The 15,583-nt window shown below is 49.8% G+C and carries 8 protein-coding genes and 4 pseudogenes; 6 read left to right on the top strand and 6 right to left on the bottom strand.

Going from position 1 to position 15,583, the window contains the following annotated elements; translation table 11 throughout:
* Positions 1-68: 68 nt before the first annotated feature.
* The gene (locus tag ABDK09_05910) at positions 69-890 is read right to left on the bottom strand and encodes a phosphate ABC transporter substrate-binding protein (GenBank protein XAW87711.1); all 822 of its coding nucleotides are present in this window, start codon (positions 888-890) and stop codon (positions 69-71) included.
* A gap of 403 nt (positions 891-1,293) precedes the next feature.
* On the opposite strand from ABDK09_05910, the pseudogene ABDK09_05915 reads away from it, so the two are divergent.
* Positions 1,294-2,935, top strand: a pseudogene (locus tag ABDK09_05915) (methyl-accepting chemotaxis protein).
* 137 nt (positions 2,936-3,072) lie between these two features.
* Here ABDK09_05915 and ABDK09_05920 read toward each other — a convergent pair.
* Complete coding sequence (locus ABDK09_05920) at positions 3,073-4,419, bottom strand: DEAD/DEAH box helicase (GenBank protein ID XAW88475.1); 1,347 nt, start codon at positions 4,417-4,419, stop codon at positions 3,073-3,075.
* A gap of 432 nt (positions 4,420-4,851) precedes the next feature.
* Between ABDK09_05920 and ABDK09_05925 the strand changes: the two genes are divergently transcribed.
* Complete coding sequence (locus ABDK09_05925) at positions 4,852-5,121, top strand: Lpp/OprI family alanine-zipper lipoprotein (GenBank protein ID XAW87712.1); 270 nt, start codon at positions 4,852-4,854, stop codon at positions 5,119-5,121.
* A 120-nt stretch (positions 5,122-5,241) separates the two neighbouring features.
* Here ABDK09_05925 and ABDK09_05930 read toward each other — a convergent pair whose 3' ends face one another.
* The 4 genes and pseudogenes from ABDK09_05930 to ABDK09_05945 form a co-directional block, all read right to left on the bottom strand.
* Positions 5,242-6,174: a L,D-transpeptidase family protein gene (locus ABDK09_05930; protein ID XAW87713.1), complete on the bottom strand. Its 933-nt coding sequence runs from the start codon at positions 6,172-6,174 to the stop codon at positions 5,242-5,244.
* Positions 6,164-7,591: a deoxyribodipyrimidine photo-lyase gene (phrB, locus tag ABDK09_05935; protein ID XAW87714.1), complete on the bottom strand. Its 1,428-nt coding sequence runs from the start codon at positions 7,589-7,591 to the stop codon at positions 6,164-6,166. The genes ABDK09_05930 and phrB overlap by 11 nt, the downstream gene beginning before the upstream one ends.
* A gap of 24 nt (positions 7,592-7,615) precedes the next feature.
* Positions 7,616-8,417: pseudogene (locus ABDK09_05940) on the bottom strand (MerR family transcriptional regulator).
* A complete protein-coding gene (locus ABDK09_05945; GenBank protein ID XAW87715.1) occupies positions 8,407-9,360 on the bottom strand; it encodes a DUF523 and DUF1722 domain-containing protein in 954 nt (317 codons plus the stop codon). The pseudogene ABDK09_05940 and the gene ABDK09_05945 overlap by 11 nt, the downstream one beginning before the upstream one ends.
* Before the next feature lie 436 nt (positions 9,361-9,796).
* On the opposite strand from ABDK09_05945, the pseudogene deoD reads away from it, so the two are divergent.
* The 4 genes and pseudogenes from deoD to ABDK09_05965 all read left to right on the top strand — a co-directional run bounded on the left by deoD (position 9,797) and on the right by ABDK09_05965 (position 15,264).
* Positions 9,797-10,508, top strand: a pseudogene (gene deoD, locus ABDK09_05950) (purine-nucleoside phosphorylase).
* 69 nt (positions 10,509-10,577) lie between these two features.
* On the top strand, positions 10,578-12,047 hold the full coding sequence (locus tag ABDK09_05955; protein ID XAW87716.1) for a lactate dehydrogenase: 1,470 nt from the start codon (positions 10,578-10,580) through the stop codon (positions 12,045-12,047).
* A gap of 167 nt (positions 12,048-12,214) precedes the next feature.
* Positions 12,215-13,703 (top strand): annotated as a pseudogene (locus ABDK09_05960) (hypothetical protein).
* Positions 13,684-15,264, top strand: coding sequence for a GGDEF domain-containing protein (locus tag ABDK09_05965; protein XAW87717.1), 1,581 nt, complete (start codon positions 13,684-13,686; stop codon positions 15,262-15,264). The pseudogene ABDK09_05960 and the gene ABDK09_05965 overlap by 20 nt, the downstream one beginning before the upstream one ends.
* The last annotated feature ends 319 nt before the right edge of the window (positions 15,265-15,583 follow it).

Below are 15,583 nucleotides of genomic sequence, written 5' to 3' on the forward strand. Positions count from 1 at the left end.
TGGATTGAAAACGCTCAGCCCTAAGTAAGCGGGCTGAGCAAACTACTGATTAATTATAGAGGTGTATCTTACTTCACAGAGATGTAGTGGTGAGAACCTACGATTTCCTGAGCTTCGTCAGTCAGCATCCAATCCAGGAATTTCTGGGTTTCAGCTGAAGGCTGGCCTTTCTTGTACAGAACCAGGAATGGACGAGCTACTTTGTAAGAACCGCTCTTCACGTTTTCAACGCTTGCATTAACACCGTCGATTGCCAGTGCGTGAACTGAATTATCAACTGTACCCAGAGAGATGTAGCCGATTGCGTATGGGTTAGAAGCAACCATAGTTTTCAGACCACCGTTACCGTTCGCAACTTGAGCGCGCTGAGAGATAGCAGAAACAGTCTTACCTGAAACTTTCATTTTCAGTTCCATGATTTCTTCAAATGCGCCGCGCGTACCTGATGCTGTGTCACGAGTGATAGCAACGATTGGTTTGTCTTCGCCACCGACTTCTTTCCAGTTAGACACTTCACCTTTATAAATAGCTGACACTTGTTCAGCCGACAGGCCTTTAACTTTGTTGCTTGGGTTAACCACGACTGCGATACCGTCGCGGGCAATGACTTCTTCAACCAGGTTTGATTCTTTTTCAGAGTCTTTCAGGTTACGAGAAGACATACCGATATCTGCACTGCCGTTCTTCGCTGCTTTAATACCCGCTGAAGAACCCGGGCCTTGTACTTCAATGAACACGTCTGAATTCTTTTTCATGTATGTTTCAGAGAAAACTTCCATCAGTGGTGTTACGCTGCTTGAGCCAACTGCAGAGATGGTCTCTTTTGCTGAAACTGGATTTACTGCCAGAGCACCTAGCAGAGCGATTGCACCGATTACTGTCTTTTTCATCACAATTTCCTTTAGTGGCTTTATTGCCGTTGTGTGTCACTTGAACGAGTGTCACTTTAGGCCGCGAATATGACAATTATGTTTCAGTAAATTGAACAGTGCATGACAGAATGCCACACCGGTAGCAGAGATAACTCAGCACCGAATTTAACTTCGCCAATAAAACCAATCACTTAATAAGTGAATTCTGATGCAACCCGGTTTTATTACACTTGCGACAAAATCAAGAATATTCCGCTCTTAAAACTGAGACAAAAAAGAATAAGTCAGAATACTTTTCTATTAAATCCCTATTGATATCTTGTAGTTAGCCGATATCATCAGCGAATTATTTTAATAACAAAAATAACTTCCTATTTAATCCTTAATTCATTTTTATCTCATATTCAGAAGAGGAATTTCAATGCGCCAGCTACTCAGCGGTTTGTCTATTAAACTGCAGGTGGTGGTACCGGTATTTATGACAATGCTGTTACTCATCTCCGGCATTATATACAGTACATCAACCCTTAAAGATGCATTTCGTGACATGACCCAATCGACCGAAGCGCTGATCAATCACAAAGACGAAGTGACTAAAATTATAGACAACACTTACGCAATGCGTATTAGTGCCATCTATAGCTTATTCCAGCCGGAAGAAGTCAAAGTCCTGCCATCCGTATTAAAACAGCGTCAGAGTGACAACCTGGCTCACCTGCAGTCGATTAGCACCATTCCTGAAATGAACGAAGAAGTGGAACAGCTGAAAAACGCGATGCAGGAGTATGTGGATTACTCAATTAAGACCATGATTCCTCTGCTTAACGTCAAACATAACCAGCAGACTTCAGCCGCATTTGACGCCGAATACAAGCGAGCGATGGATGTATACCGTGATGAAGGTACGGTCATGATCAAAGCCATTGATGCCCTGTCAAAAGAGCTTAATCGTTTAGCTCTGGAAAAAGTCCATCAGAGCGAAGAGTACAATCACAGCGTGATGAACATGTCGATCACCGGACTGATTTTTGTGCTGCTGTTCGCCGCGGCGTTCGCATGGTATCTGGCCGGCGTTATTGTTACCCCTATTCAAAAGCTGCAGAGTGTGGTCCGTGAAGTTGCCCAAGGTAACCTGTTGGTGAAAGCCGACGAAGACGGTGATAACGAAGTAACTCTGCTGGCACGTGATGTCAACAGTACCGTGACTCAGCTGCGCAGCACGGTCGGCGCACTGGTGCGCATCAGTGATGACGTGGCCTCTTCGGCAACGGAAACTGGCTGCGGTAATGACGCAGTCCAGCGTGAACTCCGATCAGGAAAAGCAGGAAGTCGAGCAAGTGGCCTCCGCAGTAAACCAGATGGAAATTGCTGCCAGCACCGTGACCGATAATGCGACTCAGGCCGATCAGGCTGCACAAAGTGCCAACCAGCAGGCACAAAGCAGTATGGCCATGTTTGAACAGAGCAACCGTGCGAACGCACTGATGGCTAACAAACTGGGTGATGCGGCCAACGTGGTGAACAACCTGAAAGAGCAGTCCGAAAAAATCGGCAAAGTGATTGAAGTGATTCAGGGCATCTCTGAACAGACGAACCTGCTGGCGTTGAATGCAGCCATCGAGGCTGCGCGTGCCGGCGAAAGCGGACGCGGATTTGCTGTGGTTGCCGATGAAGTTCGCATGCTGGCTGCTCGAACCCAGGATTCGACTAAAGAGATCCAGGCCATTATCGAAGAGCTGCAGGATCAATCCGGCATTGCCAACGACAGCATGAACTCCAGCCTGCAAATGCTGGAAGAGAACCAATCTCTCTCGGCACAAGTCAGCGGCGCCCTGCAAGCGATTAACCAGGCGATTGCAGAACTGAGTGCGCTTAATACCCAGGTTGCATCCGCATCTGAAGAGCAAAACCAGGTTACCTCGGATATTAACCGTAACCTGGGCAATATTTACGATCTGGTGAGCCAGAATGTTACCGGCATCACCCAGTCAGCTACCGCCAGCCAGGAATTATCCGCTCTGGCCGAGCAGCAGAAACAGCAGTTGGACTATTTCAAGGTATAAACTATACCCGGTAGCCAACTTCACACTATGCAAATAATAAGGCCGCCCCTTTAGAGGGCGGCCTTATTATTTATCGATACAGCCATTCAATTATTGTTGAGCAGACAGGCTTTACCACCGTCCTGACTAAACAGCAATTACTCGCCGTCATCAACCTTAGGGGCAACTTTCTTTTTCGGAATAAACACCGAATCCCCCACCGCCACGTGATCATAAAAACCTTTATCACGCTTAACCGGTTTCTTGGCGACTTTCTTCGCCTGAGGTTTAGCTTTGGCACCACGGGCCTGCACATTGGTATTCTGCGACTGACGAGGTTTCAGGCCTTTAAACTTACCTTGCAAGCCTTCCAGAACATCAAACTTGATATCCTGCTGCAAAAATGTTTCAACCCGTTTAAAGCTATCCCAGTCCTTTGGCCCCACCAGAGAAACCGCATCACCTTTGTTACCTGCACGGCCGGTACGGCCGACACGGTGCACATACTCTTCCGTATGCTTAGGCATGTCAAAGTTAATCACGTGGGTGACGTTAGCGATATCCAGGCCACGCGAAGCGACATCTGTGGTCACCAGAATCTTAAATACCGCACGCTCAAACTGGCTCATGATGGTATTGCGCTGAGTCTGATTGAGGTTACCGCTTAGTGCCACCGCTTTGAGTTTTTGCTCATTCAACTTGGTGGTCAGACGCTCGGTATCGTTACGGGTCGCGGTAAAGATGATCACCTGACGGTAGTCGGCATCGCTGAGAACACGTTCCAGTAACGCTTCTTTATGATCCAGATGGTCACACAGATAAAAGCGTTGCGTAATGTCTTTGTGCTGTTCGTTAGCACCACCGATCGCAATGCGTTTCGGCTCATTCAACATTTCATACGCAATGTCATTGACCTGAGCATGATCCAAGGTCGCAGAGAACATCAGGGTCTGGCGACGACGGTGCTTTGCCACATTATGGATATGACGCAGCTGAGGAGCGAAACCCAAATCCAGCATGCGGTCAGCTTCATCAAGGATCAGGGTGTCCAGACCTTCCAGAAACAGGGAACGATGCTCTAAATGGTCAGCGAGACGTCCCGGAGTCGCCACGATAAATTTCGGGCCACGGCGTAGCGCCTTAACCTGATCGTTAAAGTTTTCACCACCGGTAATCAGGGTCGCGGTATAGCTCAGTCCCGACAGCACTGAACGTAGCTCACTGTACACCTGCTTGGCCAGTTCACGGGTAGGAACGAGAATCAGACCACGAGGGTCACGGGCAGACAACGCCTTGGTTTTTAATGCTTTGTGCAGCATCGGCAACAGAAAGGCTAGCGTTTTACCCGAACCCGTTTTGGATGAAGCCAGAAGATCTTTCCCGGCTATAGCGACAGGAATCGCCTGTTGCTGGATCTGGGTCGCCTGCTTGAAATCATAGTGTGCCAGTGTTTTCAGTAAGCGATTATCTAAACCTAAGTCTTTGAACTGCAAAGGATTCTCCAATATCGTTATCAAGCCTTGCGCCGCAAGGCAGGGGTCAAAATTAAAAACGCAGTATGATAACGCGAATAGAACATCAATAGATAGAGATCACACAAAATAATCTGGTTTTCATTACGGGTAAGCCTTTCCTGACTTCATCGATGCCCCATAATCCTTCAAAAAACAAGGATAAAGCTATCAAAGCCTTATTAGTTAAGGCTTGTGTGGTTACCGTCTATACTTAATTTAGTCCAAAATCGGCCTTTGGATAACAAAGCAAAGCAAGACTCAGTCTGAGATGAAGGTCAATTATTTGATTAATTGGTAAAAATTTGGATTATTTTGACTTTTTCCCAGTAGTCGAAGGCTAGAATTGTGTCTACACTTTAATTCGTCACTATATGGGCAAAAATGTATAGGGCGTTTTTGATAAATGTAAACAAGGAGTTCAGCATGAACAAAATGTTAATCGCAGCTGCAGCGTCATCTGTACTAGTACTGGCTGGCTGTGCATCAGGTCCAGACGAAGCAACCTCTTCTAAACTGGATCAACTTAGCAACCAAGTAAGCGATCTGAGCAATCAAGTATCTTCTCTGCAAAACAGCCAATCTCAAATGATGTCTAAGCTGAATGCAACTTCTGATGCTGCGATGTCAGCTCAGGAAGAAGCTGCACGTGCAAACGAGCGCATTGACAATATCGCACAGTCTTACACCAAGTAAGCCTTTGTAGAATTGAAAAAAGAGCCTCTGATGAGGCTCTTTTTTTATGTCGCTATTCAGCGGTAAAATATACGATTCGGCGCCAAATGACCGACGTTGTCAATTGCAGAAAAGCAGTGCTCAGTTAACCTCGGCAGGTTCCGTTTCCAGAATCGGTGCGACCACTTCAACCGGTACTCCGTTTTGAGCCAGAATCACTGCGCGCGCTTTCGTGTCAGATTTATTGAATTCATCCATCCACCATTTCAGCTCCATTGGTATCGCCAGTGATTTCTTACTGCCGTCGCTGCGGGTCAGTGGTTCATGCGCTTCGACAAACACGCTGCGATCCGGTTCCAGTGCCACTTTGACCGGCTCGTCGATGACACGTACTTTTTCGCCGCGATCGACCTGCTGGAATAACCATTCGATGTCTTTCGGCTCCATACGAATACAACCTGAGCTGACGCGTAATCCAATGCCAAAATCTTTGTTGGTACCATGGATCAGATATTCACCATGCCCATAGCCAAGACGCAAGGCGTACTCACCCAGTGGGTTATCCGGGCCGGCCGGCACGACGGCGGGCAATTCAATCCCTTTCTTGCGGTATTCCTGGCGAATATTTTCGGTCGGTGTCCAGGTCGGGGCCGGACGTTTCTGACTGATCACGGTTTGCATTTCTGGCGTATCACGCCCGATACGGCCAATACCAACCGGGAAAATATGCACTTTGCCCGAGTCAGGCTCGAAATAGTACAAACGCAATTCGGCCAGATTGACCACAATACCTTCGTAAGGAACATTCGGTAAAATCACCTGAGAGGGAATGGTCAGCACATAGCCTTCCTGCGGCAAAAACGGGTCAACCCCTTTGTTGGCGGCCATCAGAGCCAGGAAACCCACATCATAGTGCTTGGCAATATTGGCCAGTGTTTCCCCTTTCTCAATCACATGGTATTGAGTGTGGCCGACCATGCTGCTGCCTTCATGGGGCAGATCGTAAGTCGCAGCCCACGCACTGGTTGCAAAACTGGTGGTCAATGCTCCCCACAGCAATAACTTACGTAACATGATCGCTATTATCCTTCGCTTCTTTATATAAGCGTAAGGTTACTTCTCTTTCCGCTTTGTGATCAACTATTGGCTGCGGATATAACAGAGAGTTAACACCGGACCATAGCCATGGCGCGTGAATATACTTTTCCGGCACCTGGTTGAGCTCTTCGACCCACTGGCGAATAAAGCGTCCTTGCGGATCAAACTTTTCACTCTGGGTCACCGGGTTGAAAATACGAAAATAGGGCTGGCCATCGCAACCGGTGGAAGCACACCACTGCCAGCCACCATTATTGGCCGCGTAATCACCATCAATCAGCTGCTGCATAAAGTAGCGTTCACCCCAGCGCCAGTCGATGTGCAGATCTTTGGTCAGAAAACTGGCGACAATCATACGCAGCCGGTTATGCATCCAACCCGTCTGGTTGAGCTGACGCATGGCGGCATCAACAATCGGATAGCCGGTTTTACCTTCACACCAACGGAGGAATTTCTCCTCATCCTGCCACCATTCCAGGCGGGCGCCCCAATCAAGAAAATCTTTGCTCTTCGACAGGCGTGGTTCAAACACCAATAAGTGCTGGTAAAACTCGCGCCAAATCAGTTCACTCAGCCAGGTCTGCGCTCCTTCCGACAACGCGCCCATATCAGATTCGGCATACAGACGAGCAATGCACTGACGAGGCGACAGAGCGCCGATCGCCAGATACGGAGAAAGCGTACTGGTGGCATCGCGGGCAGGGAAATCCCGCAGTTGCTTGTAATCTGTCACCAGCTCCTGACAAAATGCGCGCAGACGTTGGCGCAAATCATCAAATTCAACCGGCCAGTCGCTGCTGTCGACTCGCGGATGAGAAAAAGGCTGTGCGTCATCCCATACCAGTGCGCTAAAAGAGGCATCCAGCTCCCAACATGCGGCTTTAACCGGTGTCTCAATTCTTGGCGGAGCGAAGCGCGTGAGCCAAGCACGTTTAAACGGCGTGAACACCTTAAAATAGTCACCCTGCTTGTTGAGCACGCTGCCGGGCGCCAGCACGCACTTGTCGTGTTCCGAGTGCCAGTCAATTCCTTTCGCCGTCAGCAACTCAGCAGCCAAAGCATCACGCTGCTGTTCATTGAGCTCATAATCCCGATTCGCCAGCACCTGACCAGCGTCGAGTTGCTGCGCTAAGTCGGCAACAAACTCAGCCGCCTGGTTAAAGTCATCGACTTCTTTGTACAGCAGCGGAATATTCAGCGCCTGCAACTCTCGCTGCAACGCAAACAAGCGGCGGTAAATGAGATCGGCCTGAATCGGCGCCAAATCATGTTGCTGCCACTGGGCAGGCGTCGCGACAAACAGTGCACATACCGCTTCACCACTGCTGATCGCTTGATTAAGCGCGCCGTTATCTACCGAACGTAAATCGCGACGTAACCACACCAGCTTCATATCGGTTCCTCATTCAAAACAGGCTTACTGTTGAGTCAGGGTTTGCAACACATCTGACAGAAATAACTGCTCACCAAACCGGCTGGCCAGTTGATGCAGCGTCTGAACCTGGTTCTCGGCCAGACTGCGATGAGAGAACAGCGCCACGGCGCTGTATTGCGCCAAGAAACTCATTTTCCTGCAGACCCGTCATGTCCTCGACACCATCCAGGAAGGTGACGTTATAGCCTTGTTCTGCCCAGGTCAGCGCCCAAAGCCACGCCAGCACACTGCCCACAGGATCGAAACTCACCACCAGGCAGCGCCCTTTATGCGCCGCTTTATTTTCAGACTCCATGATGCCCGATAATTTGGTCAGCATGATCGATTGCAGCAGACCTTTTTGCAGCGAGCGCAGCGGGCCTTTCACCTTGTCGACCGCGTCAATCACAGGCAACAAGAACTGACGCTCGACGATATCGAGCGGATACTCTTTCATCACAGTCGAAATCACACTTTCGGCCTTACCAAGATTGAGCTGGGCCAGAGCACTCAGCAGAGCTTCACACTCTTCCAGATCCGTCTGAGCCGCTGTCAGCTCACCCGGTTCAGGCAGCGATCCCTGCAACAACTGGCTTACCTTACCGATAGAGACGCCTTTGAGCAGCCAGCTTTGAATTTGGCGTATCGTCTGAATATCCAGGTCGGTGTACAAGCGGTGCCCTTTCGCCGTGCGCTGAGGTTGCACCAGGTTGTAACGACGCTGCCAGGCTCTGAGCGTGACCGGCTTGACCCCGGTAATTTCTGAGACTTCGCGAATCGCGTACAACTTCTCTTCACAAGCCATAACGTAATTTCAACTCCTGAGGATGAGGATCCAGATAACGCTGCTTACTCAGGTATGCATCCGGATACATGGATAAATAGTGTTTAATTAGCGTCAGTGGCGCCAGCAGCGGCAAGGTGCCAAGACGATAATCGTGAATCAAACCGGCCAGTTCTGATTTCTGCTCGGGATTCAGAGAGCGCTTGAAGTAACCCTGCAGATGCATCAGCACATTTGTATGGTTTTTGCGGCTGGCACGATGTGACAGCGCCTGCATCAGCCCCAAACGATACTGACGCACAAACTCTTGCGGATCATAATGACTGACATTGGCCACCAGCCTGCCCAGCTCCCGGTAAGAGAGCGGATGGTGAGCCATGAGCGACAGTTTGTAGCGGGAATGGAAGTCGACCACTTTGCCCGCACTCGGCTTCTCGCCCATGGTCTGATAGAAATCGTGCAGGCAAAACACCCGGGTAATGAAGTTTTCGCGCAATACAGGGTCATTGAGCCGGCCATCTTCTTCAATCGGCAGCCACGGCATCGCCTCTTTCAATTTCTGAGTGTAAAGCCCGACGCCCTCTTTTTCAGCGCCATGCTCTTTATACACTTTGACCTTTTCCATGCCGCAAGTAGGCGATTTGGCACAGACAATATAGCCACGCAGCTGCTCTTGCTGCAGCTCAGCAATTTTCTGCTCAGAATAGGCCAGCAGCCCAGCCGTGTGATCACGACTCGGGTCTTTGGTCTCAACCAGAGCGATGCGCTCCTGATCAGAAATCAGCCGGATAGTCGGACGCGGGACAGGCAGCCCCATACCCACTTCAGGGCAGACAGCAACAAACTCAAAGTACGGAGCAAGCTCGTCGGCCACAAACCGGCTCTTCTTATGCCCGGAGTCAAAGCGCACCCGCTCCCCCAGAACACAGGAGCTGATTCCGACTCGAATACCTTGCGATTCCATACTGGCCTCCAAATTGTACAATTAAAAACTTTGTATAACATATAGCATAACTGTGAGATGTTATACAAACAAATTTCTTGTACAAAAATATTCAGCCTAATGCGCTACATTATCCCCGTTTCCACCCGGCACGCGGGTCACTGGTTTTCAACCATAAAGGTTGAGTCATGCGATATGGCTCCAATCGACATGGAGTAAATCGATTACGTTATCGTTTTCAACATAAATAGTTATCAAACTAATTCATTCACACTCACCAGCACTATTTTGTGACAAACATCGCAAGGATCCTTGCTATTACTGATTACTATTGCCGCAACAAATCATTCATGAGTCAACAATATAGGTAATTACACTTTCATGACCGTTAACCACATCGTCATGTCAGTGAATTAATCTCCGTTGACGAAAGACTGTCCAACTTTGGAGAACAACAATGGCCACCCCACACATTAATGCCGAAGCCGGTGATTTTGCAGAAACCGTCCTGATGCCAGGTGATCCGCTGCGTGCAGAATTCATCGCGCAAACCTATCTCGATGATGTAGAGAAAGTCTGCGATGTACGTAATATGTTCGGTTACACAGGCACTTACAAAGGTAAGAAAGTGTCGGTAATGGGACATGGTATGGGCATTCCGTCCTGCAGCATTTACGTGCATGAACTGATCGCAGAATTCGGCGTGAAAAACATTATCCGTATTGGCAGCTGTGGCGCGGTGCGTGATGATGTCAAGCTGATGGATGTGGTCATTGGTATGGGCGCGTCGACCGATTCCAAAGTAAACCGCATTCGTTTCAGCGGTCATGATTTTGCCGCAATCGCCGACTACGACTTACTGGAAACCGCGGTTAATCAGGCGCGGGCTCAGGATGTTGCCATTAAAGTAGGTAACGTCTTTTCCGCGGATCTGTTCTACACCCCTGAACCTGAAATCTTTGAAAAGATGAAGAAACTGGGCATCCTGGGTGTGGATATGGAAGCAGCTGGTATCTACGGTGTTGCCGCCGAAACTGGGCGCGCGTGCCCTGACGATTCTGACTGTATCCGATCATATCCTGCGCGGTGAAAAACTGAGCGCCGAGGATCGTCAGAAATCTTTCCATGACATGATGCAGGTCGCACTGGAAACGGCGATCAACATCTAAGGTAACTTTAACTTATCTCGCCGCCACTGAACGTAACAGTGGCGGCTGACAAACTCCGAGGGGGCGATCGTGTCTTACGACCAATTACCGGTGGATGCGGATGGTTTGCAACTTAACTTTTGTAAAACATTGGCGTGTGACAACTTTGGATTAAGTGATGCAGAACGTTATATTCTGCAACGCGCAAACCCCAAGCGTCCTACCATGGTTTGTCGTGAATGTGGCGCCTTCCCCCCCTTACTTAACAATCGCGAAGTACTCAACGAGCTGCACCGTCTGCGCCAATTGCACAGTGACGGCCTGCCAGCGTGTCGCCAGCCTGAGTGCACCAATTTCGGCCTGTCGGTTCATACCCATAAGCACCTTTATCACGCTTTTGGTTACAGTGGCGATCGTCAGCGTTACCGCTGCAAAACCTGCCAGTCGACTTTTGTCGATAAATGGTCGGGAGCCAATCGCAAACTTCAGGTGCAGGAAACCCTGCTCGGCCTGCTGTTCACTGGCTACTCGGTGCGCGAAATCTGCCGTAAATTAAACATTAATCCTAAAACTTTCTATGACCATGTCGACCACATCGCCAGCCGTTGCCGGCGTAAACTGGCGGTCATGGATGCACGCTGGATCAATCACAGCGACAGTTATCACTTTGCGTCACGCTTTGTGCCGCTGCAGCCGCACAGTAACAATGGCGCGCTGTGGATAACGACCGGTGACGCTCGCACCGGCTACATTTTGTGCCAACACGTCAATTACTCCGCCGATGAAGAACCGCAAGGCCCGGTGGATCACGACCCGTATGCTTTTCCGGCCCGGTTTGTGTCCCGTCAGCAGTCTGCTGAAGCCAGCCTGGAGAGTGAGCCGCCTTCTCCAAACCTGCGTGAACGTATTGATCAGAAATACCAGACCATTCTGGCCCGCACCAATGTGGAAGACCCGATGGGCAATCTGACCCGTTTTCATTATCCATCCAAAGGTGCTTTGATTCGCCCGCCGTATACTGCCTACGCGCACTATCTGCATTTATTGGCGATGTGTGATGAGAGCAAGCGGGTAACTATCTATATGCCGCAGGATCCATTACTGCGCTCGGCAGCACTCAGCGTTTGTTTACCGCGTATCAAAACCAACCGTGTCGATCTGATGTATGTGGAGGAAGACAGCCAGTGGGTCACCGGCCGCACGTTTGAAAAAGTCGACATCGTACTTATGGGATGGTGGCGCGACCGCTGGGCAATCACTCACCAGCAATCAGGCAGCAAAGGCATCTGTTATCTGGCCGGAGATAATCCGGAGCCAACCTACTGGCTGGACAAAGCTTCCATCCGCCAGATTGAATTTTATCAGCAGCGCTTTCAGCTGCTGTTCGATGGCTTTATCAACGAGCCAAGACGCAAACTCAGACCGGGCGGGCTGCAGCCGTTGCTGGACATTTTCCGCGCCTGGCACAACCTCTGTTATCAGGATAAACACGGCTTTACCGCGGCGCAAAACCTGGGAGTAACCCAACATCCTCTTACATTAAAAGAACTTTTGTCCTAAACTTTCGGCGAATCCCCGAACGTAAATTTGTGAACTACGGTCAATAAATACAGCGACTCATTGTAAAATAACCAAAATTGTTGCACTAATACGTTTGAAGTCATGTCGGCATGTTACCCGGGCAAATTCAGCCAACTGCTGACCACAACGCCAAGGATCTCATCAGTTTGGATAAAAACCAGTACCTAATCGATCTTGAACTCGACCAGTTACGCAATAAAATTGAATCAGAACCCCAGCAAACACTGCAGGTGGCTGAGCAGTGCCTGGCACGTTCGAAACAGCTCGATTACTCCGATGGTATTATCCAGGCACTGATTATTCTCTCCCGTTGCCACTGGCTTGAGCACAATCACGGCCAGGGTCTGAAAACCATCAAACAGGCGCTCAGTTACCAAAACAGCCTGGATACCGATGACTATGTTCCCGAAATACTGCATATCCACGCACTACATTTCTGGGGACAAGCAAAGTTCTACACCGCCCAACAGTTTTGGATCAATGCCCTCGAGCAGGCCGCTCTGGTCGATGAACATGACATTATGATCGAGTGTCTGATCGGTTTGGGGAATGTGTGGCGCACAACCGGCGAGCATAAACTGGCCGCTTCAACCCATGAACTGGCCGTCAAGGTCGCCAATAACACGCGTATTCACTGGCTGGAAGGCAAAGCTCGCATTTTATGGGCCTGGGATCTCTACCTGCTCAATCAGTTTGTCGACATGCTAACCGTGCTTGATGGTGCCGAAGAAGTCCTGCAAGGTCATCAGGACCGCACTTGGCAGGCTGAAGTATGGGATTTCAGAGCATTAGCGTTACTCGGGCTGGAACGACTCAGTGATGCGGATGAAGCGACCAAACGCGCCCATGATCTGGCGGTCAAACACGATTTGGTCTGGATGACCGCGCACTCCTACATCAGCCGTGCACGTCTGGAGATGCTGCGCCATAATCTGGATGAGGCTTCACGGCTGCTGCATGCCGCCGAAACTCTCAGCCGACGATGCCGATAACCGGGAATTGTTGGCACAAATCTGCTACCAACAATCTTTGATCGCCGAAGAACGTGGCGACTACCGGAGCGCTCTGCAGGCATTTCGTCATTATCGCCTCCATTCGACCCGTATGCTGCGGGATCAGACGGTACAAATCGGGCTCGATAAAGCCCGTATGTCCAAAGATCAGCTTGAGCAGCGCGCCAGAAAACTGATTAACCGTATCCGCACCCAGTTCGAATACGACCCGGAAAAGCATCTGTCCAATATGGTGTCAGAAACCTACTGGTGGGAACAATTAGTTCAGTTCAAAGCGGAGCTGAACCATGCCAACCACTCGGTGATTACCATTGTGCACCCGGATCCCTACTTTCTCGACATTTGTACCGAGCTGGTACACACCTTGTGTGCTTCACAGGACTTGTTGTCAAGGCTGAGCAGTCATCGGCTGGGACTGCTGGTAAAAGAAAAAGACCGCGCCGCACAGAAGCTCTATCAGACCCTGCAACAGATGATCGAAATCTATCCCTGGCAGCGTAAAGGGCTGCATCATGAGATGCCGGATATTCAGCTGTACGATATCCTCAGTTTTCCGTTTACCCTAGAGCAGTTAGAACAGATACAAACACAGGAAAAGTCGTATGGAAGTCCTACTCAATAAAATTCAGGAGGCGGGACTGGACGCCATGTCGGTCACGGGCGAAGGTGCGATCATTTTCTGGAATCATGTTCGTCAGCACATTGCGACCACACCGGAAGAAAAAGCTCTGTGTCTGATCTTCAGTGCTGAATGCCGGGCTGAACTCAATCAGTTGGCCCAGAGCAGCGATGAGTTGCGCTCTGCACTCAAACTATTAGCGGCCAGTCATGACTACGAACTTATCCTGTCACTGAAGCACAGCCTCAGTGAACGTTTGATTGAACTTGGCGACTACTCTGCGGCACTGACAGAGTATATTTCTGCATCTGGCCTGGCGGTGGAACACAGCCTGATTGACAACTACGTGCTGGCGGTGCTGGGCATGGGTAGCTTGTGTGATGACTATGGCGATCATAACCGGGCTCTGCGCTACTATCAGAAAATAGACGGGATTGATCATGCCATATCCAGCCGCTCTTTACGGCTGAGATACAAACTCAATATGTTGGGCTGCTATCTGCATCTGCATCGCTACACCGCCGCCAACGATTTGATTAAAGAGTGCGAAGAGCTGAGTATTCTGGTCAACGACAAAAACCTCGCCGGACAAATCCTGCTCTATCAGGCTACCTTGTATCGCCAGCAGAATAAACTGGAACTGGCGATAGCGACACTGGGCAGCGTCGCGAATCAGGTCGGTCAGGTGCAGTCATTGTGGCTTTCCGTCATGCTGAGAATAGAAAAAGCCTACTGCTTACTGCAGTTAGACAAGTATCAGTATGCAACTTTGGTCCTGCAGGCCACGGAAAAACGCCTGCCGACCAAGATAACCTCAGTGCTTGAACAACGCCTGTATCGTGCATTCAGCCAAATCAGTGAACAGCAGGGGCAGTATAAAACGGCACTGGATTATGAGAAGAAAGGCTTTCGCATAGAATCCGATCTGATGAAACAGATTCCAATAGGCGAACTGGGCTCGCCGCAACTGCGCCGCTTATCTCGCTTTGAACTGCAACTGAAACTCATCTTATCTGAACTGGAAAACCGCGAGCTCAAAGAAACCACAGAGAATCAGAAACATGCCGTGGCGCAATTGCAGCAAGATGTCTACACCGATCCGATGACCAAGCTGCACAACCGGCGCTGGCTGGATAGCAAGCTTAAAGATCTGCTGCTCAACGCAACACCATTCGCCTTTCTGGTCGTCGATATCGATCATTTTAAATCGATTAATGATGAGCTCAGCCATCTGGTCGGGGATAGTGCTATTGTCAGCGTCTCATCTGAATTGGCGCGCTATTTCCGTTTTCGTAATGCGTCATGTGTTCGTTTTGGTGGCGAAGAGTTCCTGGTGATTATCGAAAATGCCACGCTCGATCAAGCCCATGGCCACGCAGAAATGTTTCGCGAACGCATTAACCAGTTTGACTGGGAAAGTATTCTCGGCGAGCGCCGCCTGACCGTCAGTATCGGCGTCACTCTGCATCGAGATGGTGAAAACACCCAGCGCACTTTCTATCGTGCCGACAAAGCGCTGTATCGCGCCAAAGCCAATGGCCGTAATCAGGTCTGCACCGAGTAACCTGACAGTTCCCGGCGAGCGCAACGCTCGCCAACCTCTTAGCCTGGAGTGACGGTACGGATCGCCATATTCTCAGTGCATACCTGCCCGGCACTCTGTTCCTAAACCACGTCCAAAACCCGAAACACGTCGACAGCCCCTGTAGTCCGAAGTACCTGTGCCACAAGGTCTGCCATCATTCGGCAAACTGTGATCGTAACCCAGTTTCACGTTTTCTTGTCCGGGCAAACAGGTAAGATCACCATTAAACCTATGAAATTCGATTACTATTTAAACATTACTTTCACTGACTAACAGCAGCCCCGCGCTGCCTGAAGGG

Source organism: Vibrio sp. CDRSL-10 TSBA, assembly GCA_039696685.1.
Classification (GTDB): Bacteria; Pseudomonadota; Gammaproteobacteria; order Enterobacterales; family Vibrionaceae; genus Vibrio.

Excerpts from the sequence above, each read along its gene's own strand:
- ABDK09_05965 (XAW87717.1), top strand. The coding sequence starts at position 13,684 with ATGGAAGTCCTACTCAATAAAATTCAGGAGGCGGGACTGGACGCCATG.
- ABDK09_05945 (XAW87715.1), bottom strand. The coding sequence starts at position 9,360 with ATGGAATCGCAAGGTATTCGAGTCGGAATCAGCTCCTGTGTTCTGGGG.
- ABDK09_05930 (XAW87713.1), bottom strand. The coding sequence starts at position 6,174 with ATGTTACGTAAGTTATTGCTGTGGGGAGCATTGACCACCAGTTTTGCA.
- phrB (XAW87714.1), bottom strand. The coding sequence starts at position 7,591 with ATGAAGCTGGTGTGGTTACGTCGCGATTTACGTTCGGTAGATAACGGC.
- ABDK09_05925 (XAW87712.1), top strand. The coding sequence starts at position 4,852 with ATGAACAAAATGTTAATCGCAGCTGCAGCGTCATCTGTACTAGTACTG.
- ABDK09_05910 (XAW87711.1), bottom strand. The coding sequence starts at position 890 with ATGAAAAAGACAGTAATCGGTGCAATCGCTCTGCTAGGTGCTCTGGCA.